Source organism: Aminobacterium thunnarium, assembly GCF_055390565.1.
The window spans coordinates 2,223,954-2,248,529 of record NZ_AP042412.1 but is presented as its reverse complement, the minus strand read 5'-3'; the positions used below and the strand labels follow the sequence as shown (position 1 = coordinate 2,248,529).

At 42.2% G+C, this 24,576-nt stretch carries 27 protein-coding genes and 1 pseudogene; 18 read left to right on the top strand and 10 right to left on the bottom strand.

Translation table 11 applies throughout. The features are described 5' to 3' along the window. The first annotated feature begins 94 nt into the window (after positions 1-94). From ACZ5GY_RS10990 to ACZ5GY_RS10945, 10 genes are all read left to right on the top strand, one after another. Positions 95-886 carry a DUF4198 domain-containing protein gene (locus tag ACZ5GY_RS10990; RefSeq protein WP_464111867.1) on the top strand — a complete coding sequence of 264 codons (792 nt, stop codon included), beginning with the start codon at positions 95-97 and terminating at the stop codon, positions 884-886. Beyond that, positions 886-1,488: a cobalt transporter CbiM gene (cbiM, locus tag ACZ5GY_RS10985; RefSeq protein WP_213692187.1), complete on the top strand. Its 603-nt coding sequence runs from the start codon at positions 886-888 to the stop codon at positions 1,486-1,488. The genes ACZ5GY_RS10990 and cbiM overlap by 1 nt, the downstream gene beginning before the upstream one ends. Then, entirely contained in the window at positions 1,485-2,096 is a 612-nt protein-coding gene (locus tag ACZ5GY_RS10980; protein WP_213692188.1) for a carboxypeptidase-like regulatory domain-containing protein, read from the top strand. The genes cbiM and ACZ5GY_RS10980 overlap by 4 nt, the downstream gene beginning before the upstream one ends. Further along, positions 2,083-2,805: a cobalt ECF transporter T component CbiQ gene (gene cbiQ / locus ACZ5GY_RS10975; protein ID WP_213695332.1), complete on the top strand. Its 723-nt coding sequence runs from the start codon at positions 2,083-2,085 to the stop codon at positions 2,803-2,805. The genes ACZ5GY_RS10980 and cbiQ overlap by 14 nt, the downstream gene beginning before the upstream one ends. After that, a complete protein-coding gene (locus tag ACZ5GY_RS10970; RefSeq protein ID WP_213692190.1) occupies positions 2,802-3,458 on the top strand; it encodes an energy-coupling factor ABC transporter ATP-binding protein in 657 nt (218 codons plus the stop codon). The genes cbiQ and ACZ5GY_RS10970 overlap by 4 nt, the downstream gene beginning before the upstream one ends. A gap of 57 nt (positions 3,459-3,515) precedes the next feature. Further along, positions 3,516-3,890 carry an ArsR/SmtB family transcription factor gene (locus tag ACZ5GY_RS10965; protein ID WP_213692191.1) on the top strand — a complete coding sequence of 125 codons (375 nt, stop codon included), beginning with the start codon at positions 3,516-3,518 and terminating at the stop codon, positions 3,888-3,890. 19 nt (positions 3,891-3,909) lie between these two features. Beyond that, entirely contained in the window at positions 3,910-4,098 is a 189-nt protein-coding gene (locus ACZ5GY_RS10960; RefSeq protein ID WP_464111866.1) for a thioredoxin family protein, read from the top strand. 86 nt (positions 4,099-4,184) lie between these two features. Continuing rightward, a complete protein-coding gene (locus ACZ5GY_RS10955; RefSeq protein WP_213695333.1) occupies positions 4,185-5,348 on the top strand; it encodes a permease in 1,164 nt (387 codons plus the stop codon). Between the two features lie 67 nt (positions 5,349-5,415). Next, on the top strand, positions 5,416-7,551 hold the full coding sequence (locus ACZ5GY_RS10950; protein ID WP_213695334.1) for a heavy metal translocating P-type ATPase: 2,136 nt from the start codon (positions 5,416-5,418) through the stop codon (positions 7,549-7,551). Positions 7,552-7,594: 43 nt separating this feature from the next. Then, positions 7,595-7,849, top strand: coding sequence for a (2Fe-2S)-binding protein (locus tag ACZ5GY_RS10945; protein ID WP_307879621.1), 255 nt, complete (start codon positions 7,595-7,597; stop codon positions 7,847-7,849). Between the two features lie 82 nt (positions 7,850-7,931). Here the strand turns inward: ACZ5GY_RS10945 and ACZ5GY_RS10940 are convergent, their stop codons facing one another. The 4 genes from ACZ5GY_RS10940 to ACZ5GY_RS10925 form a co-directional block, all read right to left on the bottom strand. Beyond that, positions 7,932-8,537 (bottom strand): ABC-2 family transporter permease, encoded by a 606-nt coding sequence (locus ACZ5GY_RS10940; RefSeq protein WP_213692195.1) that lies wholly within the window; start codon positions 8,535-8,537, stop codon positions 7,932-7,934. Positions 8,538-8,551: 14 nt separating this feature from the next. Beyond that, entirely contained in the window at positions 8,552-9,679 is a 1,128-nt protein-coding gene (locus tag ACZ5GY_RS10935) for a VIT1/CCC1 transporter family protein (protein ID WP_213692196.1), read from the bottom strand. A 70-nt stretch (positions 9,680-9,749) separates the two neighbouring features. Beyond that, positions 9,750-10,292: a phosphoribosyltransferase family protein gene (locus tag ACZ5GY_RS10930; RefSeq protein ID WP_213692197.1), complete on the bottom strand. Its 543-nt coding sequence runs from the start codon at positions 10,290-10,292 to the stop codon at positions 9,750-9,752. Positions 10,293-10,299: 7 nt separating this feature from the next. After that, positions 10,300-11,403 (bottom strand): NCS2 family permease, encoded by a 1,104-nt coding sequence (locus tag ACZ5GY_RS10925; RefSeq protein ID WP_213692198.1) that lies wholly within the window; start codon positions 11,401-11,403, stop codon positions 10,300-10,302. 183 nt (positions 11,404-11,586) lie between these two features. Between ACZ5GY_RS10925 and ACZ5GY_RS10920 the strand changes: the two genes are divergently transcribed. Then, the gene (locus ACZ5GY_RS10920) at positions 11,587-12,204 is read left to right on the top strand and encodes an FmdE family protein (RefSeq protein WP_213695335.1); all 618 of its coding nucleotides are present in this window, start codon (positions 11,587-11,589) and stop codon (positions 12,202-12,204) included. Here the strand turns inward: ACZ5GY_RS10920 and ACZ5GY_RS10915 are convergent, their stop codons facing one another. The 4 genes from ACZ5GY_RS10915 to ACZ5GY_RS10900 form a co-directional block, all read right to left on the bottom strand. Continuing rightward, positions 12,205-12,960 carry an ABC transporter ATP-binding protein gene (locus ACZ5GY_RS10915; RefSeq protein WP_213692200.1) on the bottom strand — a complete coding sequence of 252 codons (756 nt, stop codon included), beginning with the start codon at positions 12,958-12,960 and terminating at the stop codon, positions 12,205-12,207. Continuing rightward, the gene (locus tag ACZ5GY_RS10910; RefSeq protein WP_213692201.1) at positions 12,957-14,027 is read right to left on the bottom strand and encodes a FecCD family ABC transporter permease; all 1,071 of its coding nucleotides are present in this window, start codon (positions 14,025-14,027) and stop codon (positions 12,957-12,959) included. Before ACZ5GY_RS10910 ends, ACZ5GY_RS10915 begins: the two co-directional genes overlap by 4 nt. Before the next feature lie 9 nt (positions 14,028-14,036). Continuing rightward, the gene (locus ACZ5GY_RS10905) at positions 14,037-15,161 is read right to left on the bottom strand and encodes an iron ABC transporter substrate-binding protein (RefSeq protein WP_213692202.1); all 1,125 of its coding nucleotides are present in this window, start codon (positions 15,159-15,161) and stop codon (positions 14,037-14,039) included. Positions 15,162-15,284: 123 nt separating this feature from the next. Beyond that, positions 15,285-16,400 carry an MGDG synthase family glycosyltransferase gene (locus ACZ5GY_RS10900; protein WP_213692203.1) on the bottom strand — a complete coding sequence of 372 codons (1,116 nt, stop codon included), beginning with the start codon at positions 16,398-16,400 and terminating at the stop codon, positions 15,285-15,287. Positions 16,401-16,529: 129 nt separating this feature from the next. On the opposite strand from ACZ5GY_RS10900, the gene ACZ5GY_RS10895 reads away from it, so the two are divergent. After that, positions 16,530-16,943: a PaaI family thioesterase gene (locus ACZ5GY_RS10895; protein WP_213692204.1), complete on the top strand. Its 414-nt coding sequence runs from the start codon at positions 16,530-16,532 to the stop codon at positions 16,941-16,943. On the opposite strand, the pseudogene ACZ5GY_RS10890 reads toward ACZ5GY_RS10895, so the two are convergent. Next, positions 16,940-17,506, bottom strand: a pseudogene (locus ACZ5GY_RS10890) (peptide-methionine (S)-S-oxide reductase); the annotation flags it as partial. The gene ACZ5GY_RS10895 and the pseudogene ACZ5GY_RS10890 sit on opposite strands and share 4 nt — an antisense overlap. Positions 17,507-17,816: 310 nt before the next feature. On the opposite strand from ACZ5GY_RS10890, the gene ACZ5GY_RS10885 reads away from it, so the two are divergent. From ACZ5GY_RS10885 to ACZ5GY_RS10860, 6 genes are all read left to right on the top strand, one after another. Further along, positions 17,817-19,220 carry a YfcC family protein gene (locus tag ACZ5GY_RS10885; RefSeq protein WP_464111865.1) on the top strand — a complete coding sequence of 468 codons (1,404 nt, stop codon included), beginning with the start codon at positions 17,817-17,819 and terminating at the stop codon, positions 19,218-19,220. Between the two features lie 4 nt (positions 19,221-19,224). Beyond that, the gene (locus ACZ5GY_RS10880) at positions 19,225-20,424 is read left to right on the top strand and encodes a M20 metallopeptidase family protein (protein ID WP_213695337.1); all 1,200 of its coding nucleotides are present in this window, start codon (positions 19,225-19,227) and stop codon (positions 20,422-20,424) included. Between the two features lie 147 nt (positions 20,425-20,571). Then, positions 20,572-21,327 carry a transporter substrate-binding domain-containing protein gene (locus tag ACZ5GY_RS10875; RefSeq protein WP_213692210.1) on the top strand — a complete coding sequence of 252 codons (756 nt, stop codon included), beginning with the start codon at positions 20,572-20,574 and terminating at the stop codon, positions 21,325-21,327. A gap of 97 nt (positions 21,328-21,424) precedes the next feature. Beyond that, positions 21,425-22,096: an amino acid ABC transporter permease gene (locus tag ACZ5GY_RS10870; protein WP_213695338.1), complete on the top strand. Its 672-nt coding sequence runs from the start codon at positions 21,425-21,427 to the stop codon at positions 22,094-22,096. A 2-nt stretch (positions 22,097-22,098) separates the two neighbouring features. Continuing rightward, entirely contained in the window at positions 22,099-22,881 is a 783-nt protein-coding gene (locus tag ACZ5GY_RS10865) for an amino acid ABC transporter ATP-binding protein (protein WP_307879632.1), read from the top strand. Continuing rightward, positions 22,874-23,545 carry an ABC transporter permease subunit gene (locus ACZ5GY_RS10860; protein ID WP_213695339.1) on the top strand — a complete coding sequence of 224 codons (672 nt, stop codon included), beginning with the start codon at positions 22,874-22,876 and terminating at the stop codon, positions 23,543-23,545. Before ACZ5GY_RS10865 ends, ACZ5GY_RS10860 begins: the two co-directional genes overlap by 8 nt. On the opposite strand, the gene ACZ5GY_RS10855 is transcribed toward ACZ5GY_RS10860, so the two are convergent. Then, a complete protein-coding gene (locus ACZ5GY_RS10855; protein ID WP_213695340.1) occupies positions 23,542-24,567 on the bottom strand; it encodes a molybdopterin-binding protein in 1,026 nt (341 codons plus the stop codon). The genes ACZ5GY_RS10860 and ACZ5GY_RS10855 overlap by 4 nt on opposite strands. Between the last annotated feature and the right edge of the window lie 9 nt (positions 24,568-24,576).

Genomic DNA, 24,576 nt, shown 5'->3' with positions numbered 1-24,576 from the left:
TATTATACCTTTATTTAACTTGACAAACTAAGCACAAAGAGTAACACTATAAACACAATTCGTAACACGATAATTTTTGAGGGGGTTTTTAGCAGTGAGAAACTGGAAAAAACAAATTATTGTTCCTCTTGTTATGGTTTGCTCTTTATTTATTTTCGCTTCTCCATTATGGGCTCATTTTCAAGTTATTTTACCTAGCCAAAATATCGTATCGCAAGATGGAGAAAAAAAGGTGGAGCTCAATCTCCTCTTTACACATCCATTTGAACAACAGCTTATGAATATGGAAAAGCCCGTTCAATTTGGAGTTATGGCTCGCTCAGAAAAGACAGATCTTATGAAAACTCTTACTGAAGAAACATCAAAAGACGGTTTAAAAAGCTGGAAAGCTTCTTATGCAATAAAACGCCCAGGAGACCATATCTTTTACGTAGAACCTTCTCCGTACTGGGAACCAGCAGAAGATAAATATATTATTCATTACACAAAAACTGTTGTTAATGCTTTCGGAATGGAAGAAGGTTGGGATGAACCAGTAGGTCTTCGTGCAGAAATTATTCCTCTCGCCCGCCCTTATGGCCTATGGGCTGGCAATGTTTTTCAGGGAAAAGTTGTGGTTGATGGAAAGCCTGTTTCTGGTGCAGATGTAGAAGTCGAGTTTTATAATGGGGAAAATGCTGTCAAAGCTCCTGCGGATCCTTTTATTACCCAGGTAGTACGCACAGATGATCAAGGTATTTTCACGTACGTAATGCCATGGGAAGGATGGTGGGGTTTTGCAGCTCTTACAGATGCTCCTGAAACGATGAAAACCCCTGATGGCAAAAATGATGCCGCTATAGAATTAGGGGCAGTTTTGTGGGTAAAGACGGTGAATAAAAACTAATGCATATTGCAGAAGGTGTACTTTCTCTTCCTGTTCTTCTTATTGGAGCTTCAGGAGCTGCTGCAGGTGTTGCAGTTGGTTTAAAAAAAATAAACATAGAGACGATTCCTCGTGCAGGAATCGTCTCTGCTGCTTTGTTCGTTTCATCTCTCATACACGTTAATATTGGTCCAACAAGTGCTCACTTAATTCTGAATGGCATCGGAGGTCTTTTACTAGGATTAGGTCTTTTCCCCTCATATCTTGTTGCCCTCTTTCTTCAGGCTCTTCTTTTCCAGTTCGGGGGTCTTGTGGTGCTTGGGGTTAATACATGTACTATGGCTTTATCTGGCATATTGGGAGGGCTATTAGGACGGTACCTTCTACGTCTTGGGAAACCTGTCTGGCTTGCCGGAGCTTTAGCTGGCGCCACTGGCGTAGCTGGTGCTGGCATCTTTACCGCTCTTGCTCTTGCGGGAAGTGGCGAAGCCTTTTTCATGACTGCCAAACTTATTCTTCTTGCCCATATTCCCGTTATAGGAATAGAATCACTTGTCGGGGCTTTTATCATGACATATATCTCTCGTGTTATGCCGTCTCTTTTGGAGGAATGGAAAAAATGAAAATAAGAACATTACTTGTTAAATTTTTGAGTATAACAATGATTCTTTTCATATGGGCTGGTGTAGCATCTGCTCATAAATTAAGTGTCTTTGCTTATATCGAAAACAATACTCTTGTCGGGGAAGCCTATTTCAATGATGGAGCGCCGGTTCGTCATTCTGCAATACACGTTAGTGACACCGAAAATAATCTAATTGCCGAAGGAACTACTGACGAAAAGGGCCAATTTTCTATCCCCATTGATATAACAGACCTACAGTCTCTCTTGGTTTCAGTAAATGGCGGTATGGGGCATATGGGGCAAACTGTAGTAACCATAGACACAGCAGAACCAGATAAAGCTACAGAAAAAGCAGAAAAAGAAACTAATTCAAATGCAACAGAAAGTTCAAATTCAACAATCTCTCTCTCAGAAGAAAATATTTCTGCTCTTATGCAGGAAATCGTTCAAAAAGAAATGGCCCCTCTTCGAAACGAACTTTTTTTGCTTCGTAAGGAGATTTCAAAACCTAAATTGAGTGAAATTATTGGCGGGATAGGGTATATTGTAGGTCTTGTTGGAGTAGCCCTCTGGGTTGGAGGACGTAAAAAGTATGGGCAACAGTAATTTTCCTTCTTTAAACTATCAAATTGATATTCCTGAAGGCTTTTTAAATCGAATTCCTGCTTCGATTAAAGTTGTGCTTGTCTTCAAATTCGCTTTATGTGTCGCTTTTCTGCAATCTGTTGCAGCACAACTCTTTTTGCTTGTTTATGCTATTATGCTCGTTGCTATTGCTCGTATTCCCATCAAGGTACTTAGTTCTCGTCTTCTTGCTCTTAATGGTTTTATTCTTATGATGTGGTTAACGCTTCCTTTCTCTTCTGAAAGTGGAACCCACCTTGCGTTGCTTATTACAATTAGAGCTCATGCAGCAACCTTGGCATTTATAGCTCTTTTGCGGACAACATCCATGCCAGACCTTCTACAGGCACTTCACCTTCTTCACGTTCCCCAAAAGCTTATTCTTTTGCTTCACTTCACATATAGATATGCTCACGTTTTGTCAGAAGAACTACAAAAAATTCATAAAAGCATGGTATTAAGAGGATTCCATCCTTCTTTATCCTTTACAACATTCAGCGCTTACGGTAACCTTGTCGGCATGTTGCTTATACGAAGTATCATTCGTTCAGAGCGAGTTTCTAAAGCTATGGTATTACGTGGATTTAATGGATCTTTCCCGTTTTTCCCCTCTCATGTAATACCTTCGTCTCCTGATACTCTTCGCATGGCAGCTCTCTATGTTCTGTTGGCGGGGTGTTTTATTGTATGATGCCACTATTGCGCTTAGAAAATATTGCTTTTGCCTATCCCAGAAGTTTGCCTTTATTTACAAATCTCTCTTTTGAAATATTTGAAAAAGAAAAAATCTATATTCGAGGAAAAAATGGAGCAGGGAAAACCACTCTCTTTTCTCTGATTATGGGATTGCTCCGCCCACAGCGAGGAGACATCCTTCTTAAGGGAAACGTGATTAAAACTTCAAAGGATCTTCGGTATTTACGCCAGAGAATAGGCTTCCTTTTTCAAGATCCCGATGATCAGCTTTTTTGCCCAACACTGCTTGATGACGTGCTCTTTGGCCCTCTCAATGCAGGCATCAATAAAGAAGAGGCCCATAAACAAGCTATAGATGTTTTGGAAACCCTTAACATATCCAATCTTGCCCATACGCCTCCATATGCCCTGTCTGGGGGGCAAAAGAGACTAGGAGCCTTAGCAGCCGTTCTTGCAATGAAACCAGACCTATTGCTGCTTGACGAACCTTCAAGTGGTCTTGATGAAGATGCTTGGCACAATCTCGTAAATGTTCTAAATCAGCTTGATATGGCTCTTATTATCGCCTCGCATGACATCCCCTTTCTGGAACATGTAACTCACCAGGGATACGAACTCTCATCTGGAACGCTCACATTTTCACAATAAGGTATTGACATATATCCCTCCATATGTGGTAATATTGCCACATAGGGAGGGATTGGTTTGGATGCAAAGCTACAACAAGAAAAGGCTGCCATTTTTAAAGCGTTAGGACACCCCGTACGCCTTTCCATTGTGGAAGCCCTAGCCAAGAAAGAAATGTGTGCCTGCGAAATCGCTGATCTTTTCCACTTTGATAGAACAACCATCAGCAAGCACCTCGCCCTTCTTCGGGATCTTGATATTATAGATGACCGTAAAGAGGGTTTGCATATTTATTACTCTTTGAAAATGCGTTGTCTCTTCTCTATGTTGCAATGTGTTGAACATACTATTCAGGGACATCCGATTCATAAAGAGCATTATGCTTCGTGCTTGTGCATGATGGGAAAGGAGACAAAAAATGAAGATACAGATACTGGGAACAGGCTGCCCTAAGTGTAAAAAACTTGCGGAAATGACTGAAAAAGCAGCACATGATTTGAACATTGATTATGAGCTTGAAAAGGTAACAGATATTAAGGATATTATGTCTTTCGGGGTCATTGGTACTCCGGGACTCGTAGTAGACGGGAAAGTGCTTCTTGCAGGTCGAGTGCCAACAGAAAATGCTCTAAAAGACCTCCTCCGCAACGAAATAAAGTAAGAAACTACCCCGATTTTTCAATCGGGGTTTATTTAAGAGGCTTATGTGAAGTATTCGCCACTTACTAACGAAAGGACGCAAACAGTATGAGTGATCGAAAAAAATTTCTATGGATTGTTTCAGCATTTTTGTTATTTTATTTTCTACCGGCAGACGCCCCTCGCATTCACGGAGCAGCGATAGAAGCTCTGGCCATGCTCCATGAGTATGCCAGAGAACACGTTCTACTATGTCTTGTACCGGCCTTTTTTATTGCCGGAGCTATTTCTGTTTTTGTCAGTCAACAATCTGTCATGAAATATTTAGGCAGTCAGGCAAAAAAGATTGTTTCGTACTCTGTTGCAGCCGTTTCAGGAACAATTCTTGCTGTCTGTTCATGTACTGTTCTTCCGCTCTTCGCCGGAATCTACGCTCGGGGAGCTGGAATTGGGCCTGCCTCAGCTTTCCTCTATTCAGGACCAGCCATAAATGTTTTGGCAATTATCCTGACAGCAAGGGTTCTCGGTTTTGAAATGGGTTTGGCACGTGCCATTGGAGCCATTGTCTTCAGCGTTCTTATAGGGCTCGCCATGGCTTTTATTTTTAGAAAAGAGGAAGAGAAACGTCAGGAAGGTTTCGCATCCGTACCCATAGAAGAGCCAACACGACCTCTGTGGCAAACTGTATGGACTATGGCCAGTATGGTTATTTTTCTTGTCTTTGCCAACTGGGCTGCTCCTAAACTGGAATCTGGAACGTGGGCAGCAATATATAACGTAAAGTGGGTTTTAGCCGGTCTCGCTCTGCTTTCCACTATCTGGGCCACCGTGAAATGGTTCTCCAGAGATGAACAAAGTGAATGGCTTGGCGCAACATGGGGATATGGCCTTCAGGTTTTACCACTACTTTTCTCAGGAGTGCTGCTCGCTGGTTTCCTGTTGGGACGCCCGGGGCATGAAGCTCTTATTCCGAGTCAATATGTTGCAGCTCTCGTCGGAGGGAATTCCATCTTCTCAAACTTCTTTGCCTCAATCGCCGGAGCTTTCATGTATTTTGCCACACTAACTGAAGTTCCTATTCTTCAGGGGCTTATGGGGGCAGGAATGGGGAAAGGTCCCGCTTTAGCCCTTCTTTTAGCTGGACCCGCTCTTTCTCTCCCTAATATGTTAGTTATTCGAAGCATCATGGGGACTAAAAAAACAATTGCCTATGTCTCTCTTGTCGTTATTCTATCCACTTTAGCAGGAATTATTTACGGAACCTTTTTTTAACGGCTCTGTTTAGCATTTATACATTTGCGCAGGGCTTCGAGAGCAAGCGAAAAGGATGTGAATATATATGCAACACTACAAGCTTAAAGAACTTAACTGCCATGGCTGCGCTTCTCTTATCGAGGCTGAAATATCGAATATTCCTGGCGTTACAGGTGCTCTCTTTGATTTTGATACCAAAATACTGAGAGTTGAAACTGCCAGTAATAATCTCGAAGACCAAGTCAAAGCTATCGTTAATCGTATTGAACCCGGAGTCACCGTGGAATCTCTTGATGAAGAACCTTTTCTTCAGACAAAAAGTTCAACTTCAACATGGAGAGTTCTCTATGAGCGATTTCAAGAAGAAGGAAAAAGCTTAGTTGCAGGAGCGTTACTTTTCGCCATTGGTCTCATTTTCAGAAAACAACTTTCATCAACGCCATACGCTATAGGAGAATATGGCGTTTTCCTCCTTGCCTATTTTCTGAGCGGCCAAGAAGTACTCTGGAACACTCTCAAAAATTTAAAAGCTCGAAAAGGTATGGACGAATTCTTCCTGATGTCTATCGCCACAATTGCTGCCATTCTTATTGGGGAACTTCCAGAGGCTGTAGCAGTTATGCTTTTTTATAGAACAGGAGAACTCTTTCAAGAGATTTCTGCCTCTCGTTCTAGAAGTTCTATCAAGTCTCTTCTGGCTGCCCGCCCTCAACACGCGCAAGTCCTCAGAGATGGGGAGGAAATAGAGCTAAAACCAGAAGATGTCCGCATAGACGATCTTATTATCGTCAGGCCAGGAGAAAAGATACCTCTTGATGGAATGATCGAATCGGGGTTTTCTCAAATCGATCAATCGCCTCTTACCGGAGAACCTGTTCCTATACAAGCCGAACCAGGCAAAAACGTCTATGGAGGAAGCATCAATTTACGCGGTGTTCTTACGATTCGAGTTACATCTCTCTTTGAGGAAACAGCCATAGCTAAAATACTCGAAATGGTAGAATTTGCCGTTGCCCGAAAGTCTCCGACAGAGCGTTTTATTACGACCTTTGCGAAGTATTACACACCAGCGGTTGTTATAGGAGCCGCAGCTGTTGCTATCATTCCACCCCTCGTAGGAAATGGCACATTCGCAAGCTGGCTATACAGAGCCCTTGTACTTCTCGTTATTTCGTGTCCCTGCGCTCTGGTAATCAGTATTCCACTCGGTTATTTTGGAGGAATCGGAGCTGGGTCACGCCAGGGGATTCTTATCAAAGGCGGTAACGTTCTCGATGCTCTTACTTCGGTAAAAACCGTTGCTTTCGATAAAACGGGAACCCTGACACAAGGAGTTTTTTCCGTAACCCAAATTGTTCCTCAAGAGGGCATTGAAGCAAAAGAACTTCTTACACTTGCTGCATCTTTAGAGCAAGGATCAAATCACCCTATAGCCCGTTCTATAACAGATGCTGTTAAAGAAAACAATCTTATCACTCCAGAATCTCTTGAAGAATTTGCCGGCAAGGGGTTACACGGTGTTATAGAAGGAGAAATTATAAACGTAGGGAATTCAAAGCTACTTGATGAAGAGGGCTTCAAAAACATTACAACACCTGAGCAGGGAACGATTGTTCATGTAACTCGCGGTAATCATTATCTCGGCTATATTGTTGTTTCAGACGTTATTCGTTCTGACGCTTATCAAACATTACAAGCTTTAAAAAAAGCTGGCGTAGAAAAAACCGTTATGTTAACAGGCGATTCAGAAAGCGGAGCAAAATGGGTGGCAAATAAAGTAGGAGTCGACACCTATGCAGCGAACTTGTTGCCTCAAGACAAAGTTACTGAACTCAACAAGTTGAAATCGGAGTTGCCCATCAAAAATACAACAATCTTTGTCGGAGACGGCCTTAATGATGCTCCTGCGCTGGCAGCATCCGACATCGGCATAGCCATGGGGGGGTTGGGATCTGAAGCTGCTATAGAAACAGCCGACGTGGTCATTTTAGACGATGCTCCTTCTAAAGTGGCAGACGCTCTTCTTCTCGCACGGAGAACTCGGCATATAGTGTGGCAAAACATTGTTCTTGCCCTTGCTACGAAAGGATTTTTCATAGCCCTCGGAATAGCAGGCATAGCAGGGATGTGGGAAGCCGTATTTGCTGATGTAGGAGTTGCCCTTCTGGCTGTGTTGAATTCGACGCGGACAATGAACTTCACCTCGGCGAATACGAGATGAGATAAAGAAGAAAATTTTTGAATTTATAGAGGAGAGGAGACAGATGATGGACTGGGAAAAAGCACCTCGTGATACTGTCGTTTGTTACTGCAAAAATATCAATAAACAACAAATATTGCGTGCCGTAACAGATGGAGCAAAAACCTTGAAAGATATTCAGAATATAACCGGAGCCTGTACTGGAAATCAATGCGAGACATTGAATCCTTCTGGGAAATGTTGTTCAAGTGATATTAACGAACTTCTGCGTATCTATGTACCTGTTTTTGAACGACTTTCAAGTGGCAACTGTGGTTGAAAAAAATAGCGATTATGTCTCGTGGAGACAACAAAGATAAAATCGCATACTAAAGTAAGAGGGGAACAATATCGTTTCCCTCTTACTTTTTGACGGCTTCAATACATCGCGTCAAAGCACGATCATATATCTCTTTATCAGGACAATAGAGACGGAGAACCGTTTTATTTTTTTTCTTTAAGCCAATAACACGCCACTTTTCAAAGGGTTCTATTGTGTCAACACGATTCCAATATACTCTTTTCTCGGCTCTTTTCGTTACATCCAGGTCAGAAACAGGAAATGGACGAGTGGCAAAAAGAGGGGCATGAGAAACGGCACGTCCACGTACAGTTACATACAAAACGCCCTCTCTGTCGAGATAAAAGCGCCCATAGAAACGATTGCTGAAAAATAAAAGAGAAACGAGAACAAAAACACCACTAAACATTAAAGCGGCAAATCCCCCAACCTTAATAGCCAGCCATAAAGCATAAATGGTAAAAACGCCACTCAAACCAAAAATAGCAATAACGCCTATTCCCGTTACTACAATCCAAATAAAGAGGGCAAATATGATAAATTCTATAAGAACAAAAGGATTGGAAAGCATGGGAATTCCCGTTTCCCATGAAAGGGGCTTTTCTTCCCTTTCATTCCGATCACTTCCAGGTTCACGCAATAAAACATCTTTCATGTGCCGAGTCATGATCTTCCTCCCTTCTATCCTCCCAAACTTACTCCTATGAGCCTTCCTATAACATAGGTAACGCCAGCAGCACTAAGCCCAAAGAAAATCTGGCGCAATCCAGAGAAAAGAAGGCTCTTACCTGTAACAAGAGTAATACCGGCACCAATAAGGAAAAGGCCAATGGTACTTAATAGAGCGCTCAATATAATAGCAGCGGTTCCTTCAAGAAAAAAGAAGGGAAAAACGGGAAATATCGCCCCTATAGAAAACAAGAAAAAGGATGTTAAAGCTGCCTCCCATGCGGAACCGCCAAGTTCGTCGGGATCTATACCAAGTTCTTCGCGAGCAAGAGTGTCGAGAGCTGTATTAGGATCAGAAATCATATGATGTGCCATTTGACGGGCTTTTTCTGGAGCAATACCTTTGGCCTGATAGATAAGAGCCAACTCTTCCATTTCTTCTTCAGGACTCTCTTCAAGTTCTTCCTGTTCAATACCAATCTGATTCTCATAAAGTTCTCTGGAACTCTGAACAGAGAGCCATTCACCTAAAGCCATGGAAATAGCTCCTGCTAAAAGGCCTGCCAAACCTGTTATGAGAATAGTATGAGCACTCATTTCTGCACCAGCAACCCCCATAACAAGGCTTAAATTAGAGACGAGACCATCATTCGCTCCAAGTACGGCAGCACGCAGAGCATTGCCTCCTGTTGCCGGGTGGCGACCTTCAAGGCGGGCTACTGCCCCACCTTCAAGACCTTTACCTTCTTTAGATAAAACACGGAAAATTCGAGAGTGAGATCGCTCCTGAGCAGCCATGGATTGGGCAAGTGGATCGTTCTGCTCTGAATATGATGAACCGGCTTTACTTTCTATAGCTGCTACAGAGGGAAGAATAAAAGAGGTGCCCAATACTTTAGAAAGAAAGGTATATGTGCGTAAACGCCATCCTTTTTTGAATACGGGAACCACGCCGCCGGATTCTTCTATTTTTTTCACCCATTTGGCAGCGTGGCTCCGTTCAGTTTCTGCTAAGCGTTTATAAATATCTGCTAAAGACTCATTTTTTTCATGGAGAGTCATTATATCGTAAAGTTCTGCTGCTTCTAGTTCTTCTAAAAGATTTCGTTTATATCGTTTAAGATCATCTGATGCTGTCAATTTTTTCCTCTCCTTCCAGTACATAAAAAGACGCTTCCATTGTACATTCTGGAGAGAAAAGAGAAAAAGATTATTCTTTAAAAACGGGTAATTTTTCGAGATAAATTACATCTTTCCCATCGTAGCCACCCTCTTCGAGTAATACAGCCACCTTAGCCACAACTGTGCAATTGACATGAGAGAGAAGGTTTTCAAGTGCCTTTAATGATCCGCCAGTAGAAACAACATCGTCTACAATGCAAACTTTTTTATTTTCAAGTTTCGCTGCATCAAGTCCATCAAGAACGATAACCTGTGGTTCCCTAGTGGTTATAGACTGTACTTTCTCAATAACAGGATTCTCCATATATCCCTTAACTGACTTGCGGACAATAACATAATTTATACCTAAACGTCTGGCTATAGCATGAGTTAAAGGAATACCCTTTGCCTCGGGACAAACAAGGTAATCTACGCCTTCCGGCAATTTTCGATACAAGTCTTCAGCTGTTCGTTCTATAAGTTCAGTATCGCCAAGCATAACAAAAGAAGCAATAACAAGATCATCTGCAACACGTACTTTTTTTAAATTTCTGGTCAAGCCAGAAAGATGTAATTCGTAAATGTCTTTCACTTTATCATCACACTCCGAAGAAAAATTTGATCGCTAATCCTGCAAGCAAGCCGAAGAAGGGGTTCCAACGGGCAGAGACAAGGGTTGTCGCTGCAATGACCATACCCCATGGGCCAAAGCCAAAAGGCCCAGCAAATTCAGGTGCAGAAACAATAGCTCCCTGGATATTTGTTGCAAAAGTAACGAAAGTTCCAAGAATAAAAAGGAAACCGGCAATGGAAGAACGGTGCACATATCGTCCAATGACAGGAAGAAGTTTGAGAAGCAGAATCAACGCCATAAGAGCCATCATAATAACGGAGGCAAGAATGGGATTGGGGGCTGTTGCCGTTCCGGAAATAATAGCCTCTACAGGTCCACCGCCAAAAAGAGACGAGCCCATATCCGCCAAGCTGGAGTAAATAGCAAGGTGATCAATGTTGGTGTTAACTCCCGCAATATTGCCCGTAATTTTTCCAAAACTGATATTAGCTCCTATGTTGAGACAGGCAAGGGCAAGTCCACCAACTAGGATTCGAGGGTGTTTCCAAATTTGCCACTCGATATTTCCAAAATGGAAGCGTTCACGTGAAAGGTCGACCTTTACCTCTTCAAGGGCTACTTTTTTGCTGACTCGAAGATAGTTATATATAGCTGTGGAAACAAGAACTGAAATAATAATCGTCCAGGCCAGGTCTTTCGTTATAAGCCAAACGGCAAAGCCTGATATCATTGACGCTGTTCCGGACCAACGCTCAGAGTTCAGAAGTTCAACAGCGACATAGGCCAACATAATGCCGACACCGGCCATCATAGATGAAACGATGGTGGGGCCAATAAATTGCACAATGGCTTCATTCAAACCCAGAACTGAAGGAATTATAAGAAAGGCTGCACCCCAGAAAACGAGGCTTAAACGTTCTTTAACGTTACGTCCCATAGTTCCAGCCAGGGTAATCGTCTCTGCCTGAAAGGAAATTGTTGCGACAGAATTAAATGTAAGGGAACCTGCAATACCTATGATAAAAGCGATTGCCGTAGGAAAAGCGGCAAAACCAAAACTTAAAGCGAGTAATCCTTGAGGAATTCCGTTTACTACAACAGCTAGAGCTGTAAGAATATTGGTAAGCATAATGATCACGTTCTCCTTGTATAAGAGTTCAACTTCCGGGGGACCCCGAACGCAAACATTTTTACCCAAAAAGTGTTTTTTGTAAAGGTATAAAGGCAATATTCAGCTTTTCCCCTATTTATTGTTTAAGATATAATAGTGTTATGATTTTAAAAATTAGTAGCACGAAAAAGGAGGCAAAGCATGACTCTACCGACCATAACATCCGAAAATCTTGAACAGATTATCTCCTTTCACGGACACTGGTGTCCTGGTCTGGCTATCGGAATACGAGCTGCCCAGATTGCCCTTTCTCAAATTGGGCACAGTTCTGACGAAGAGATGGTCGCTTTGTGTGAAACTGATATGTGCGGAATAGACGCCGTCCAATTCCTTACGGGATGTACTCTGGGGAAAGGGAATCTTATTGTCCGACCATATGGGAAGATGGCCTTTTCTTTTTACAGAAGGAAAGATGGAAAAGCGATTCGTCTCGTTTTAAAAAAAGATTCCGGAAAGGGAACAGGCAGCTCCGACTATCGGGAACTTCAAAAAAAAGTCAACATGAACACTATTACAGAAGAAGAACATCTTCACTTTGAAGAACTTAGAAAAGAACGATGTAACGCGATCATGACAATGCCCATCGACGAACTTTTCGAAATAAAAGAAGTACGAGAACCTGTTCCTCCTCACGCTCCAATGACAGGAAGTCTTACATGTGCTCTTTGCGGAGAAAGCGTTATGGAAACAAAGGCACGATTTTTTCAAGGAAATAGCTACTGCCTTCCCTGTTTCGAAAAAATCGTACCTCGTCCATAATCACCATGCAGGGATAATAACTGGAGTTCCATGAATAAATTCAATATCCACGTCAATATCGTAAATATCGGCAATAACAGAGGGAGAAATTTCTTTTTTACCTAAAACGTAGCGAATTTCTCCCTTTTTCATAAAAATAAAGCGATCTCCATATCTCAAAGCCATTGTAAGATCATGAATTGACATCACTGCCGAAAGACCATGTCCTTGAATTATATGCTTTAAGGTTTCCATAATTTCAATCTGATTTCGTACATCAAGACTGCTGATGGGCTCGTCAAGCAATAAAATCTGGGGCTCTTGCACCAAAGCCCTGGCAATCGTTACCTTTTGCAGTTCTCCACCGCTCATTTCATCAAGATAGCGAAGAGCGAGGTCATCAAGACCGAGAGTGTGAATAATTGCATCAACCTTTTTGATGTCACTCTCTGCAAGACGCCACCCAACGTACGGCCGACGGCCAAGGAGAATAGCATCAAAAGCCGTCAGACGAACTTTTTCGCAACTTTGAGGAACATATCCAATACGCCTGGCAATGTCTCGTCCCGACATATGAAGCATATTTTTCTTTTCTAAATGAATAGTTCCTTTTTGAGGTCGATTAATACCATTTAAACAACGAAGAAGCGTTGTTTTTCCAGATCCGTTAGGTCCAAGGATCATTACCATCTCCTGTCTTCCTACAGACAACGATATATCTTTTAAAATAAGATGTTGCCCATAAGCAAAATGGAGATCCTCAACCGAAAGAATCATGAACGGCCCCTCCTCAGAACAAGCCAGATAAAAAGAGGAGCTCCCAAGAAAGACGTCAGCACAGAAACAGGAAGGATACGAGGAGCGAGAATAAGCCTTGCAGCCGTATCAGCTCCCAAAAGAAGAAGGGCACCGAAAATAGCAGTTCCTGGAATAAGAAATCGATGGTCATCACCGATAATCAATCGAACCATATGTGGACATACGAGACCGACGAAACCTATAACACCTACGAAGGCAACTATTACGGCCGAGACAAGGGAAGCACAGAGCATTCCCATAAGACGAATTCGCTGCACCTGAACTCCCAGCCCCAATGCGGCCTCTTCCCCTGCATCAATAGCGTTGTAATCCCATCGATGAATAAAGAAATAAATGAGCACTATACCGATAAAAAGGCTCATAATCCGGAGTTCTTTCCATCCTGCCCTGGCCACATCTCCAAAGGTCCAAAAAACCATAGCCGCCAGCTGGGCATCATCAGCAAAATACTGCAATAACATTGTAGCTGCCGTAAAAAGCGAGGCAAGGGCCACTCCTGTCAAAGCCATTGATTCAGGTGAAGCTCCCCTCATTCTTGAAAGCAAAATAATAATTCCCGTAGCTATCAAGCTCGATAAAAAAGCGGCTCCAGTAGCAGCGAAGGGGCTAAAAATAGCAATAGCATCTGCTTGACTACTATGCATTTTCCCTGCCCCAAGAACCATAACAGAAAGTGCTGCCCCAAAAGCCGCTGCATTTGAAATACCTAAGGTAAAGGGAGATCCCAAAGGATTTCGCAAAATAGATTGCATTACGACACCAGCAACAGAAAGGCCCGCACCTGCAACAAGAGCAGCTAATGTCTGTGGAAGACGGACGTTCCAAATAATCAATCGCCACTTGCTCATTTCTCCTCTTCCTGTGAGTGTAGCAAGAACATCCATCGGAGGAATACGAACGGCCCCTAACGAAATTGACATAACCACCGTTACCGCCAGTAAGACAAGCCCCATACCAAGCCATAACCTTTTTTTAACCTGATATTCTTTATAGACTGGTGAAAGTGTTCCTTCTTCCAAATGCACGATTTGTCCCTACTTTAACGGAATTTTTTTGAATGCCATGTGGCTAAAGAGAGCGTTTATCTCTTCAAAAACACCTTTTCCTACAAGAAATGTATATATTTCATCAGCCTTTTGTGCTGGATCAATATCTTCAAAATGGTCAGGATAAAGAATCTTTCCTACAAAATATGCATCAGCAAGTATGGAACCGAAATTTTGAGTGTACCAATTATATGGAAGAACGCCGTACACATTTCCGCTCTTTACAGCCCGAAGCTCTTTGTAGACGGGGTCATTTTTTAATTCCCACACTGCATTTGTCTGCTCACCGCCGTTCAGAGTAGAGAGATCAACGAAAATGATATCGGGGTCCCATTCAAGAAGCTTTTCTCGCGCAATATCGGCGTGAGTATTTTTATTGGAAACACCGTGATCTGGAGAAGCTACATGGCGTGCTTTGGTAAAGATAAAAGGAGGATAGGCCAATTCTGTCGACCTAAATCCATGAGCACCCCGAGAAGCAACTCCACCGACATAACATGTTTTCCGTTCGGAATCGGCAATATTTTGTGTTCTTTGCTCCAGGTCAGCAATACTCTTTTCAAAATATTCAATAATCGCTTCAGCCCGATCGGCACGATCTACAACTTTGCCCATAATACGTAAAGAAGCATAGAGGTCTTCACGCAAATGTGCCAGATTACCATAATTTAGTCCAACAACGGGAATACCCGTCTTTTCTTGTAAAACCCGAGCCGGAATGCCAGCATCAGGATAGGTTTTAAAGATTACCTCAGGCAAGGGACTTAAACCAAGAATAAGTTCGGGATGGGCATTACCTCGAAACTCTCCCATAAGAGGCATATCTCTAAATTGAGGATTAGCTAAAGCGTAAGGGCGCGGTCCGAAATCTTTTCTTTTTTCATTATCTTCCACAGCAACTACGAGATCTTGCGCCTGCAAATATGTAAGAAGTCTGAGACATCCAGAACCAGAACAGACAACATGTTGAATTGAACTCGGAACCTCAATTTGCTGCCCGGTTCCGTCAGTAATAATCTGCAATGTGTCACTTTTTTCGGAAGCCATTCCTTGGAGAGGGAAAATTACTATACAAAAGAGAAGCATACTACACAACGTCTTGCGCCACTTCATAAATAACACCCCTTCTTCATAAAAAAGCTAAATGATAGCACGAACTTTGTAAATCGTAGCACATATAGGGTGAAAGAGCAAAATCATCTCTGGGGTGTTATTTCCCCTTTTCAATGCAACCTGCTAATGGTTATTCAAAGAAAGCAGAACAGTATCGGCAATCATCTTGGCAGCCTGAGGAGAGGCTAATTTCCGTGTCTCACAGCGCAACTCAAAAAGACGATTATGAGCTGTATGTAACTCCCTCACATGATGCACAACATCAGCAGCTGACCTCGCCCAAATTCCCGCTCCACACGATTCGATATACCGGGCATTATTTATTTCCTGCTTCGGAATAGGATTAATCATGAGCATGGGAACGCCGACGCAAAAAGCTTCACTCACGGTAAGACCTCCCGGCTTAGTAATCATAAGGTCGGCTTCCTTCATATAATGATCCAGATTATTGACAAACCCAAGAAGTTTGCAATGAAGCCTTTCTGGAATCTGTCGGCGTTTCAACTGATCAATAAGATCTTCATTTCGACCAGCAACGAGGGTAAGAGAAAGATGCAATCCCGTTTCAATCAATCCTTCAACAATATCCAAAACGATAGAATTAGGCACACTGCTTGCAACAAACAGAAGGGAAAATGGCGTTTGCGGTAATTTTTTACCAGTAAAAGTATTAAAGCAATCTGCGTATTTCTTCATTACGGGAATACCGGAAATTATAATTTTATTTTCAGGAATTCCGGCCCCTATAAGCTCTTTTTTTACAATATCTCCTCCGACAAAATATGTATCAACACCTTCATTCACCCACATTCTATGAAGGCCATAATCTGTCACCACTCCATAAATTTTCCCATCATACATACCTTGTTCTCTCATATAAGAAAGTACCGTGAGAGGAAAAAAGTGCGTACCCACACAAACATCGGGTTGATTTTCTGTAAGATAACGCATGAATTTCTTAACGTTTTCCATATTGATTTTCTCAAGTAACCGAAGAACGGCACTCTCTTCCCGATCCTGATCGGTTAATTCATACATGACTTTACAAGCGATATGGGCGTGTTCACTCACAAAAGCATAAACATCGCTATATGACCATTTAAAAAGATCACTTGAAAAATCAAGTAAATCCATAACTACATTTGGCACCTTCCGACTATCAAGTTCTTCTTGAATAGCCCTAGCCGCCGTTCTGTGTCCACTGCCGGCCGATACATAAACCAGATGAACCGGTCTCACAGTTTTCAACCTCCTTGTTTAATACAACCTCTTAGTGAATAAAAATAACTTTTGTGTATTATTATATCGTTTCTCTACAACGTGTTTTCTGTAAAAACACTGGTTTTAATAGTGAGGAGTTGAGTACATATGCTTGAAAAATTAGAAGGATCACACGGTTGTTTCGTTTGTGATACAAGCGGCACAAACCCTCGTTCGCTAATGCTTGAAATTTATTGGGATGAAGAAAGACATAATACCGTTATTTCCTTTACCCCCGATATTTCTCATTGCGGGTATGAGGGAGTTGTGCATGGTGGAATAATTGCCTCGATTTTCGATGACTCTATGGCATGGGCTATAAAAAAAGAAACTGGGAGCTGGGCGGTGACTGCCACGTTCGAAATACGATATAAAATGCCAGTGAAAGTAGGTGAGACCTATACTTTCCAAGGGAAAATAGAGACAGCACGAGGAAAAAAGATATGCACATCTGCGATGGTCAAAGATTGCGATGAAAAGATATTGGCAACAGCATCTGCCTTGTTTATATTAAAAATCTAACGACTGAGCACAATATTTCTTAATCGTCTTTGTCCCTCTTCTGAAAGTTCTAACGAGGAAAGCTCTTTATCAAATGTTTCAATAGTTCCATATCCACCAAGGTAGCCATTGACTCTCGAGACAGCGGTTGACTTAAGAAATTCCTCAAGAGAGGAATAACGATGCTCATATTCACGAAAAAGCTCTCGGTTGAGCCTGAGCCAGTATTTCTGATGATATGCTTCAGCTAAATAAAAAGTTTGTAAGGGAAGAATCTGCGTTTTGACAGATCGTCCTGTTTCTTTTTCTATTCTCTCTTTCCAAGCTAAGGCAGCCTTTTGTTGTTTCTCGTTCGCATAAAAAATAGCAGACATATATTGTCTTGAAAAAAACATGCGTGTGGGATCGTGTCCTTGGGAAAACACATCAAGCAAATGTTCATACGAAATTTGTTCAGGATCATACTCGACCTGAATACTTTCTGTATGATCTCCAATATTGTGATATGTAGGATTCAATGTCGTTCCACCGGTATATCCCACGCGTGTACTTACGACACCTGGAAGGATCCCAAACTGGGCATCTGGCCCCCAAAATCACCCTAAAGCAAAAACAGCCCAAGCCAATACATTCAAGACTCCCATTTTATCGGCCTCCTTTATAGCTACCTAGGCCTACCCCCCATCCCTATTTTCACTATAATACACTAAATAAACTATATTTTGTTAATCTCTGCGCCAAGCACAACACTATTAATTTTTGGCATTGCATTTATTCCTTTAGAAGTGTAATATGACAAAATTGCAAAAAGTAGCAGAGAAAGGGGCCATCAAATTGTAGGTTTATGGTCAGGCATTTTCAAACTTAATTTTTTCATGAAAGGTGGTAAACAAAGTGGAGATATCGACAAAAAAGAAATGGTATGAACGCATTCCTCATCCCTACATCCTTCTCTTCTTTATCGTTGTTTTAGCTGGCATTATGACATATCTTGTGCCTGCCGGTGAATTTGAAAGAACTAAAATTGCCGGACGTATGGCCGTTGTTCCTGGAACATTTCATTATATTGCTCAATCACCAGTCAGCTTCTTCGATCTTTTTAAAGCAATACCCCTCGGGATGATCGCTTCATCGAGCATTATCTTTATTACCTTTATATCAGGAGCCCTTTTCAATGTTCTCGAATCTACAGGCGCTCTTGAAAACGGTGTTGGTGTTACGGTTAAAAAACTTGGAGCAGACAGCTACAAGAAACTTATCTGGATTGTTACTCTTATTTTCGGCTTTTTGGGTGCAACAGTAGGTTTTGAAAATAATATCGCTCTTGTTCCTATCGCTGTTTTCGTAGCTATTGCTCTTGGCGGTGACTTGATGGTCGGCGCTGGTATGGCTGTTGCTGGAATAGGCATGGGGTTTGCTACATCCCCAATCAACCCTTATACAATTGGTACATCAGACATGATCGCCCAGCTTCCCATGTTCTCTGGCGCCGGTTTGCGATCTCTTTTCTGTTTTACAGCTGTAGCTATTACTGCTCATCACACTTGCCGCTACATGGCTCGTATTCTCGACGATCCAAGTCAAAGCCTTGTCGCCGATATTAGTACTGAAGGCCTTCGACTTACTCATCCTATTGAAGAGTATCACTTGAAAAAGTCGGATAAATTAGTGCTTACAAGCTTCCTTATCGGCCTTGGCATTATACTCTACGGCGTTTTTAAATGGAAATGGTACATCAATGAAATGTCAGCTATCTTTATAATGATTGCCATAGCAGCTGGTCTTTTCGCAAAAATGTCTCCTAGCGATATTATTAATAAGATGATTCAGGGAGCAGGGAATATAGCAGGAGGAGCGCTCGTCATAGGTGTAGCGCGAGGAATTCAGGTGCTTCTTGATATGGGACACGTCAGTGACACGATCGTTAATGCACTTGCTTCCCCATTACAGCATCTTCCTACAATTCTTTCAGCTATCCTCATGACACTTGTTCATAGCGTAATCAACTTCTTCATTCCTTCTGGAAGTGGTCAGGCTATGGCGACAATGCCTATTATGATTCCTCTCAGCGATCTCATTGGTATGACTCGTCAGACAGCTATTATGGCCTTCCAGGTTGGAGATGGAATTATGAATCTTATTTTCCCAACAGTCGGTGGTCTCCTTGCTATGCTTGCATTAGCTCGGGTTCCTTTTGATAGATGGTTCCGATTCTGCTTCCCTCTCATTATCAAAATCTTGTTGGCAAGCTGGATATTCTTGACCATTGCTGTTCTCATTAATTGGGGGCCAGCGTAAAGAAATGAAAGAAAAATTGATATATCGGGCCAAGGAAATAGAAAAAAATATTATTGAATGGCGTCGTCACCTTCACGCCTGGCCTGAACTTTCCTTCAAAGAGGAAGAGACAAGTAAGTATATTGCTTCTTTACTCACGTCTATGGGATATGAGCATATTCACATTGGCACTGCCGGTAGACCCACCGGAGTCGTAGCTGAACTTAACAGTGATCATTCCAGACTCTGTGTTGCACTGCGAGCTGACATAGACGCGTTGCCTATAACTGAAAAGACAGGGCTCTCCTTCGCTTCAAAAAACGAAGGCGTTATGCATGCCTGCGGTCATGATGCACATATAGCTATCCTTTTAGGAGCTGCTCAGCTACTTTCCGAAATTCGAGAAGAACTTCCTGGTAAAGTAAAGCTCATCTTTCAGCCTTCAGAAGAATCGGCCGATTACATTCAAGGAGCACGAGCTGTTATTGATGAACATGCTTTAGACGGAGTAGACGCAATTTTCGGTTTACATGTATGGCAACCTACCCCCAGCGGCGTTCTTGCATGGAAGGAAGGTTCTATTATGGCCTGTTCCGATCGTTGGAAACTAACCATACGAGGAAAAGGCGGACACGGGGCTTCTCCTCATCAAACAAATGACCCTACGATTGCAGCTGCTCATTTTATCGCAATGGCCCAGTCATTTGTAAGCAGAGAACTGGATCCTCTTAAAACAGCCGTTGTTTCTGTCGGAGAAATGAAAGCCGGGAATGCCTTTAATGTCATTCCAGATTATGTATCTCTTATAGGAACAGCTCGAGCCTTCGAACCTGAAGTCAGAGAAGCCATGGCTGGTAGTCTTGAACGAGTAGCAGAACATTGTTGCGCCGCGTTACGCTGCAAAGCAGAATTCATATATGAGAGGAATCTGCCTCCAACAGTTAACGATCCTGAGATGACACGTTTTGGGGTAAAGGCTGCTACGCTGGTTTTCGGAGAAAAGAATGTGATGGAAACTCAACCTACCATGGGGGGAGAGGACTTTAGCTACTATCTGGACAAAGTTCCGGGAGCGTTTTTCTTTCTCGGTATTGGGAATAAAGAAAAAGGCTTTACGTACCCTCATCATCATCCTCGTTTTATGGTAGATGAAGATGTTCTTTCCGCAGGATCTGCTTTTGAAGCCATTCTGGCATTCAATTATCTCAATTCAAACCAAAACTAATTACATCAGAAAGGGAGGGGGCAAATCCCCCTCTTTCTGATTTATTGACAGTTTTTTATTCTTTCACTATAATCTTTATTCGACTGGCACTTTAGCGTGATGAATTATCATCGAGAAAAATAATTATTTCGTTGAGGGGGTATAAGGATGAAGAAGTTAAGTGCTCTTTTTTTATGTTGTCTCTTCATAGTTTTAGGTGCAAGTGGCTTACTTGCCGCTGAGAAAAAAACCTATATTGTGGGAATTGATGGGGATTACTATCCCTACTCTTTTGTCGGACAAGACGGTAAGCCTACCGGTTTTGATGTGGAATCTATTGAGTGGATCGCTAATGAGATGGGGTTCGAAGTAAAAGTTCAACCTATGGCGTGGGATGGAATTATCCCTGCTCTTCTTGCAAAAAAAATTGATATGGTTTATTCAGGCATGACAGCCTCCCCCGAACGTAGAGAAGTCGTTACATTCAGCAAAGTCTACTGGATTATCAACCAGGCTGTCTGTGTCCAAAATAAATCTGATATCCACATGGGAAATCTTTTTGATGGCAAACATACCATTGGTACTCAGCGCGGTTGTACTGCTGCCATGTGGCTTGAAGACAACCTTGTAAAGACTGGAATTATTCCGAAAGAAAACCTTAAACTTTATGACAATTTCCCTCTGGCAGCCAAAGATCTCGAAAATGGTCGAATCGACGCAGCTATGATGGATGATGTTATCGTTGCCAAGGCTGTGGAAGGTAAGTCTCTCAAGGTTATTGGAACAATCTCCACTGGAGAGGAATATGCTGTTGCAATGCGAAAAGAAGACAAAGATCTTCAGGCTCTCATCAATGAGGGACTCGATAAGTTGATGACTTCCCCAAAATGGAACGAGCTTAAAGTAAAATATAAAATGTTTTAATCCGCTTTACCTCTGTTCATCATTATTTGAGCTAAAAGGGGAATGTCTTTCATTCCCCTTTTTTATGTTACGATTTAGATAAGGGAGAATTTTAAAAATGGAAAGTATTACCGTAGTCATTGAATCCTTACCCTATTTGCTTCAAGGAACTCTCGTTACGTTACGAATAGTTGCCCTGGCCTTGGCTCTAGGACTCTGCATGGGGCTTCCTTTAGCTGTTGCCCAAGTTTATGGTTCTCTCTTTTTACAGAGAATCGTAAAGGGATATGTATGGATTTTTCGCGGTCTCCCTAATCTTGTTCTTCTCTTCTTATTTTTCTTCGGCATTTTCCCCTCTCTCGGAATAGACGCTTCCGCGTTCTTTACAGCTGTCGTTGTTTTGGGACTGCGAAGTGCTGCTTATCAATCGCAGATATTCAGAGGAAGCATCCTCTCTCTCGGAGAGGGACAAATGTTAGCTGCCCGTTCATTGGGGATGAGCAAAATACAGGCTGTTACATGGATTATTTTGCCCCAGGCCATTCGCTTAGCCCTGCCTGGTTGGTCAAATGAATATCCCATTCTACTGACTGATTCTTCTGTAACATACGCTATAGGCGTTCTTGAAATTTTGACACGGGCAAACCTTGTTGTCTCTCGAACATATCAGCCCATGCCTATATTTTTAACATGTGCCATTATATTTATTCTTCTTAATTATGGCGGAATGCAGCTGCTTCACTTTGTAGAAAATAAATTAAGAATTCCCGGATATGGAAATGGAGAATAATCATGATGAGTGATAAAACAGAAAATGTTATTTTACGTGTAGAAAATATCCATAAAACATACGGTGGAATAGAAGTGTTGAAAGGCATTTCTTTCTCTGTCAAAAAAGGAGAAACAAAGGTTTTTATCGGTCCTTCAGGTACTGGTAAAAGTACTTTGCTACGCTGTATCAATCAGCTCACGATTCCTGATTCTGGACAAATCTGGCTCCACGGGGAAGAAGTCACTCATTCAAAAAAGAACATTAATCTTTTTCGCCAAAAAATGGGAATGGTCTTCCAAAACTTTTATCTTTTTGACCATCTCACAGCACTTCGTAATGTAGAGATAGCCCTTATAAAGGTCAAAGGAATGGATAAAAAAACTGCACGGGAAAAGGCTATGCAGGAACTTGAGCGTGTCGGAATGGCTGCTTTTACTGACCACTATCCCTCCCAGCTTTCTGGTGGGCAAGCTCAGAGGGTTTCTATAGCAAGGGCATTAGCTATGGATCCTGACGTTATGCTGTTTGACGAACCAACATCAGCGCTAGACCCCGAACTTATCGGCGAAGTGCTTGAAGTTATGCGTGATCTTGCAAAAGCTGGCATGACAATGCTCGTTGTTACCCATGAAATGGGCTTTGCCTGTTCCGTAGCAAATGAAATTATGTTTATGGAAGAAGGAAAAATCTTAGAAAGCGGATCGCCAGAAACGTTACTTAATACACCTCAATACGAACGAACTCGTCAATTTTTACGGAAATTGATGGATTTATATGGAGAGCTGGGGAAAAGCAATGAATAGTCTGCTTTTTATTCAACAGGATGTGTTGCCAGCCTTACTAGAAGGGCTCGTAATGACCGTAAAGCTTATAATCGCCTCAATCCCCTTTGGATTAGCTACAGGAACATGTGTAGCTCTTGGACGTATTTACGGCAATAAGCCTATATCATTTCTCTGTAAGCTCTACGTTATTTTTTTTAAGGGAACTCCCCTCTTAATACTTCTTTTTATGCTCTATTTCGGCCTTCCATCCTTTGGTATTGCTTTAAGTCCTTTTACTGCGTCTGTTTTGGGCTTTGTCCTCTGCAACGGAGCATATAACTCCGAATATATCCGCGGAGCTATTCAATCTGTTAAAGGCGGACAACTTATTGCGGCCCAGGCACTAGGCATGACTCGTCGACAGGCAATATGGAATATCATTTTGCCGCAAGCGCTTAGACGCGCCATTCCAGGCTGTTCAAATGAAATGATTTACCTTATAAAATACTCTTCGTTAGCCTATATGCTTACTTACATTGAACTTACAGGCGCCGGAAAGATCGTAGCTGCCAGATCATTTAGATATACCCTTGTCTTCACCGTTGTTGGCATCATGTATCTCATAATGGTCTCTTTCGCAAGCTGGCTCCTCTCTCTTTTAGAAAAAAAGCTATATATACCAGGCTGGAGTCAGCATCGTTAATGCATTCTTGAAGCAAAAGAGCAAACTGGATAAAAACATGTTGTGCAACTTCGGCATAGTCCTCCTACGCCCCAACGGCGTATCTCTTTCTGAGTAGGAACAACTCCCGCAAACAGACGATCAAGAATGAGGTCTAAAGATGTGTGATGACAAGCGACAACACATGCCGGAGCACCGATAATATATGATTCATTTGTTCTGGCCAACATTAGGTTCGATCCTGGCAGTACGGGTATTCCTCGGAAAATGACATCATCGGCAATGTTGACAATTGCCTCTGGAGTTCGATCTTCAACATCAATACTCATTCCGCCAGTACAAATAATAATAGACGTCTCTTCTGCTAAAAAGCTGCGCACGGCTTTTGTTATTTCATCTTTTGAATCTCCCACTACAGAGTGCCCCGCAAAAGAAGCCCCATAAAACTGAATTTTCTTCCTTAATTGAGGTTCAAAAGCATCTTGCACAAGACCTTCAGCAATTTCTCTACCTGTAGTTACAAGGGCAACAGAATATGGTCTGAAGGGTAACACAGAGACAGGAGTCGCTAGTTTTTCTACTCGAGCAACCTGATCTTCCTTAACAATAAGAGGAGCAATTCTGAAGGAAGCCACACGCTCGCCTTTTTCTACAGAAATATTTGGCGGTAATGTAGCAAGAACCCAATCGGTATCTTCATTAATGGCATGTACAACCTCTTCATCAAAGGAAAGCAACCCTCTGTGAGTTGCAAAAAGAGAACATTTTCCCTCACTTGGTCCCTCTAACATCAGTCCAGATCCTTGTAGGCATCTTGCAAGGCGAAGAGACGCATCATCTTCATGAACCTCTCCTTCTTCAAGCAAGAGAACTGCCAGTTCCTCCCGCCCCATTGATCGAAGAATTGGAACATCTTCTTTTCTTATCTGGTGTCCCCGACAAAAACGAGCCCCCTTAAAACCATTTACCACATCCACTTGCGTTACATCATGAGATAAATGAAGCCCAACTGATTCAGAAACAGGAACTGTATGTACCTTCATGGGGTTCCT

Bases quoted from the DNA above. Each gene is read 5' to 3' on its own strand.
- cbiM (WP_213692187.1), top strand. From the start codon at position 886: ATGCATATTGCAGAAGGTGTACTTTCTCTTCCTGTTCTTCTTATTGGA.
- ACZ5GY_RS10980 (WP_213692188.1), top strand. From the start codon at position 1,485: ATGAAAATAAGAACATTACTTGTTAAATTTTTGAGTATAACAATGATT.
- cbiQ (WP_213695332.1), top strand. From the start codon at position 2,083: ATGGGCAACAGTAATTTTCCTTCTTTAAACTATCAAATTGATATTCCT.
- ACZ5GY_RS10970 (WP_213692190.1), top strand. From the start codon at position 2,802: ATGATGCCACTATTGCGCTTAGAAAATATTGCTTTTGCCTATCCCAGA.
- ACZ5GY_RS10960 (WP_464111866.1), top strand. From the start codon at position 3,910: ATGACTGAAAAAGCAGCACATGATTTGAACATTGATTATGAGCTTGAA.
- ACZ5GY_RS10955 (WP_213695333.1), top strand. From the start codon at position 4,185: ATGAGTGATCGAAAAAAATTTCTATGGATTGTTTCAGCATTTTTGTTA.
- ACZ5GY_RS10950 (WP_213695334.1), top strand. From the start codon at position 5,416: ATGCAACACTACAAGCTTAAAGAACTTAACTGCCATGGCTGCGCTTCT.
- ACZ5GY_RS10945 (WP_307879621.1), top strand. From the start codon at position 7,595: ATGATGGACTGGGAAAAAGCACCTCGTGATACTGTCGTTTGTTACTGC.
- ACZ5GY_RS10940 (WP_213692195.1), bottom strand. From the start codon at position 8,537: ATGACTCGGCACATGAAAGATGTTTTATTGCGTGAACCTGGAAGTGAT.
- ACZ5GY_RS10925 (WP_213692198.1), bottom strand. From the start codon at position 11,403: ATGCTTACCAATATTCTTACAGCTCTAGCTGTTGTAGTAAACGGAATT.
- ACZ5GY_RS10920 (WP_213695335.1), top strand. From the start codon at position 11,587: ATGACTCTACCGACCATAACATCCGAAAATCTTGAACAGATTATCTCC.
- ACZ5GY_RS10915 (WP_213692200.1), bottom strand. From the start codon at position 12,960: ATGATTCTTTCGGTTGAGGATCTCCATTTTGCTTATGGGCAACATCTT.
- ACZ5GY_RS10905 (WP_213692202.1), bottom strand. From the start codon at position 15,161: ATGAAGTGGCGCAAGACGTTGTGTAGTATGCTTCTCTTTTGTATAGTA.
- ACZ5GY_RS10895 (WP_213692204.1), top strand. From the start codon at position 16,530: ATGCTTGAAAAATTAGAAGGATCACACGGTTGTTTCGTTTGTGATACA.
- ACZ5GY_RS10880 (WP_213695337.1), top strand. From the start codon at position 19,225: ATGAAAGAAAAATTGATATATCGGGCCAAGGAAATAGAAAAAAATATT.
- ACZ5GY_RS10875 (WP_213692210.1), top strand. From the start codon at position 20,572: ATGAAGAAGTTAAGTGCTCTTTTTTTATGTTGTCTCTTCATAGTTTTA.
- ACZ5GY_RS10870 (WP_213695338.1), top strand. From the start codon at position 21,425: ATGGAAAGTATTACCGTAGTCATTGAATCCTTACCCTATTTGCTTCAA.
- ACZ5GY_RS10865 (WP_307879632.1), top strand. From the start codon at position 22,099: ATGATGAGTGATAAAACAGAAAATGTTATTTTACGTGTAGAAAATATC.
- ACZ5GY_RS10860 (WP_213695339.1), top strand. From the start codon at position 22,874: ATGAATAGTCTGCTTTTTATTCAACAGGATGTGTTGCCAGCCTTACTA.
- ACZ5GY_RS10855 (WP_213695340.1), bottom strand. From the start codon at position 24,567: ATGAAGGTACATACAGTTCCTGTTTCTGAATCAGTTGGGCTTCATTTA.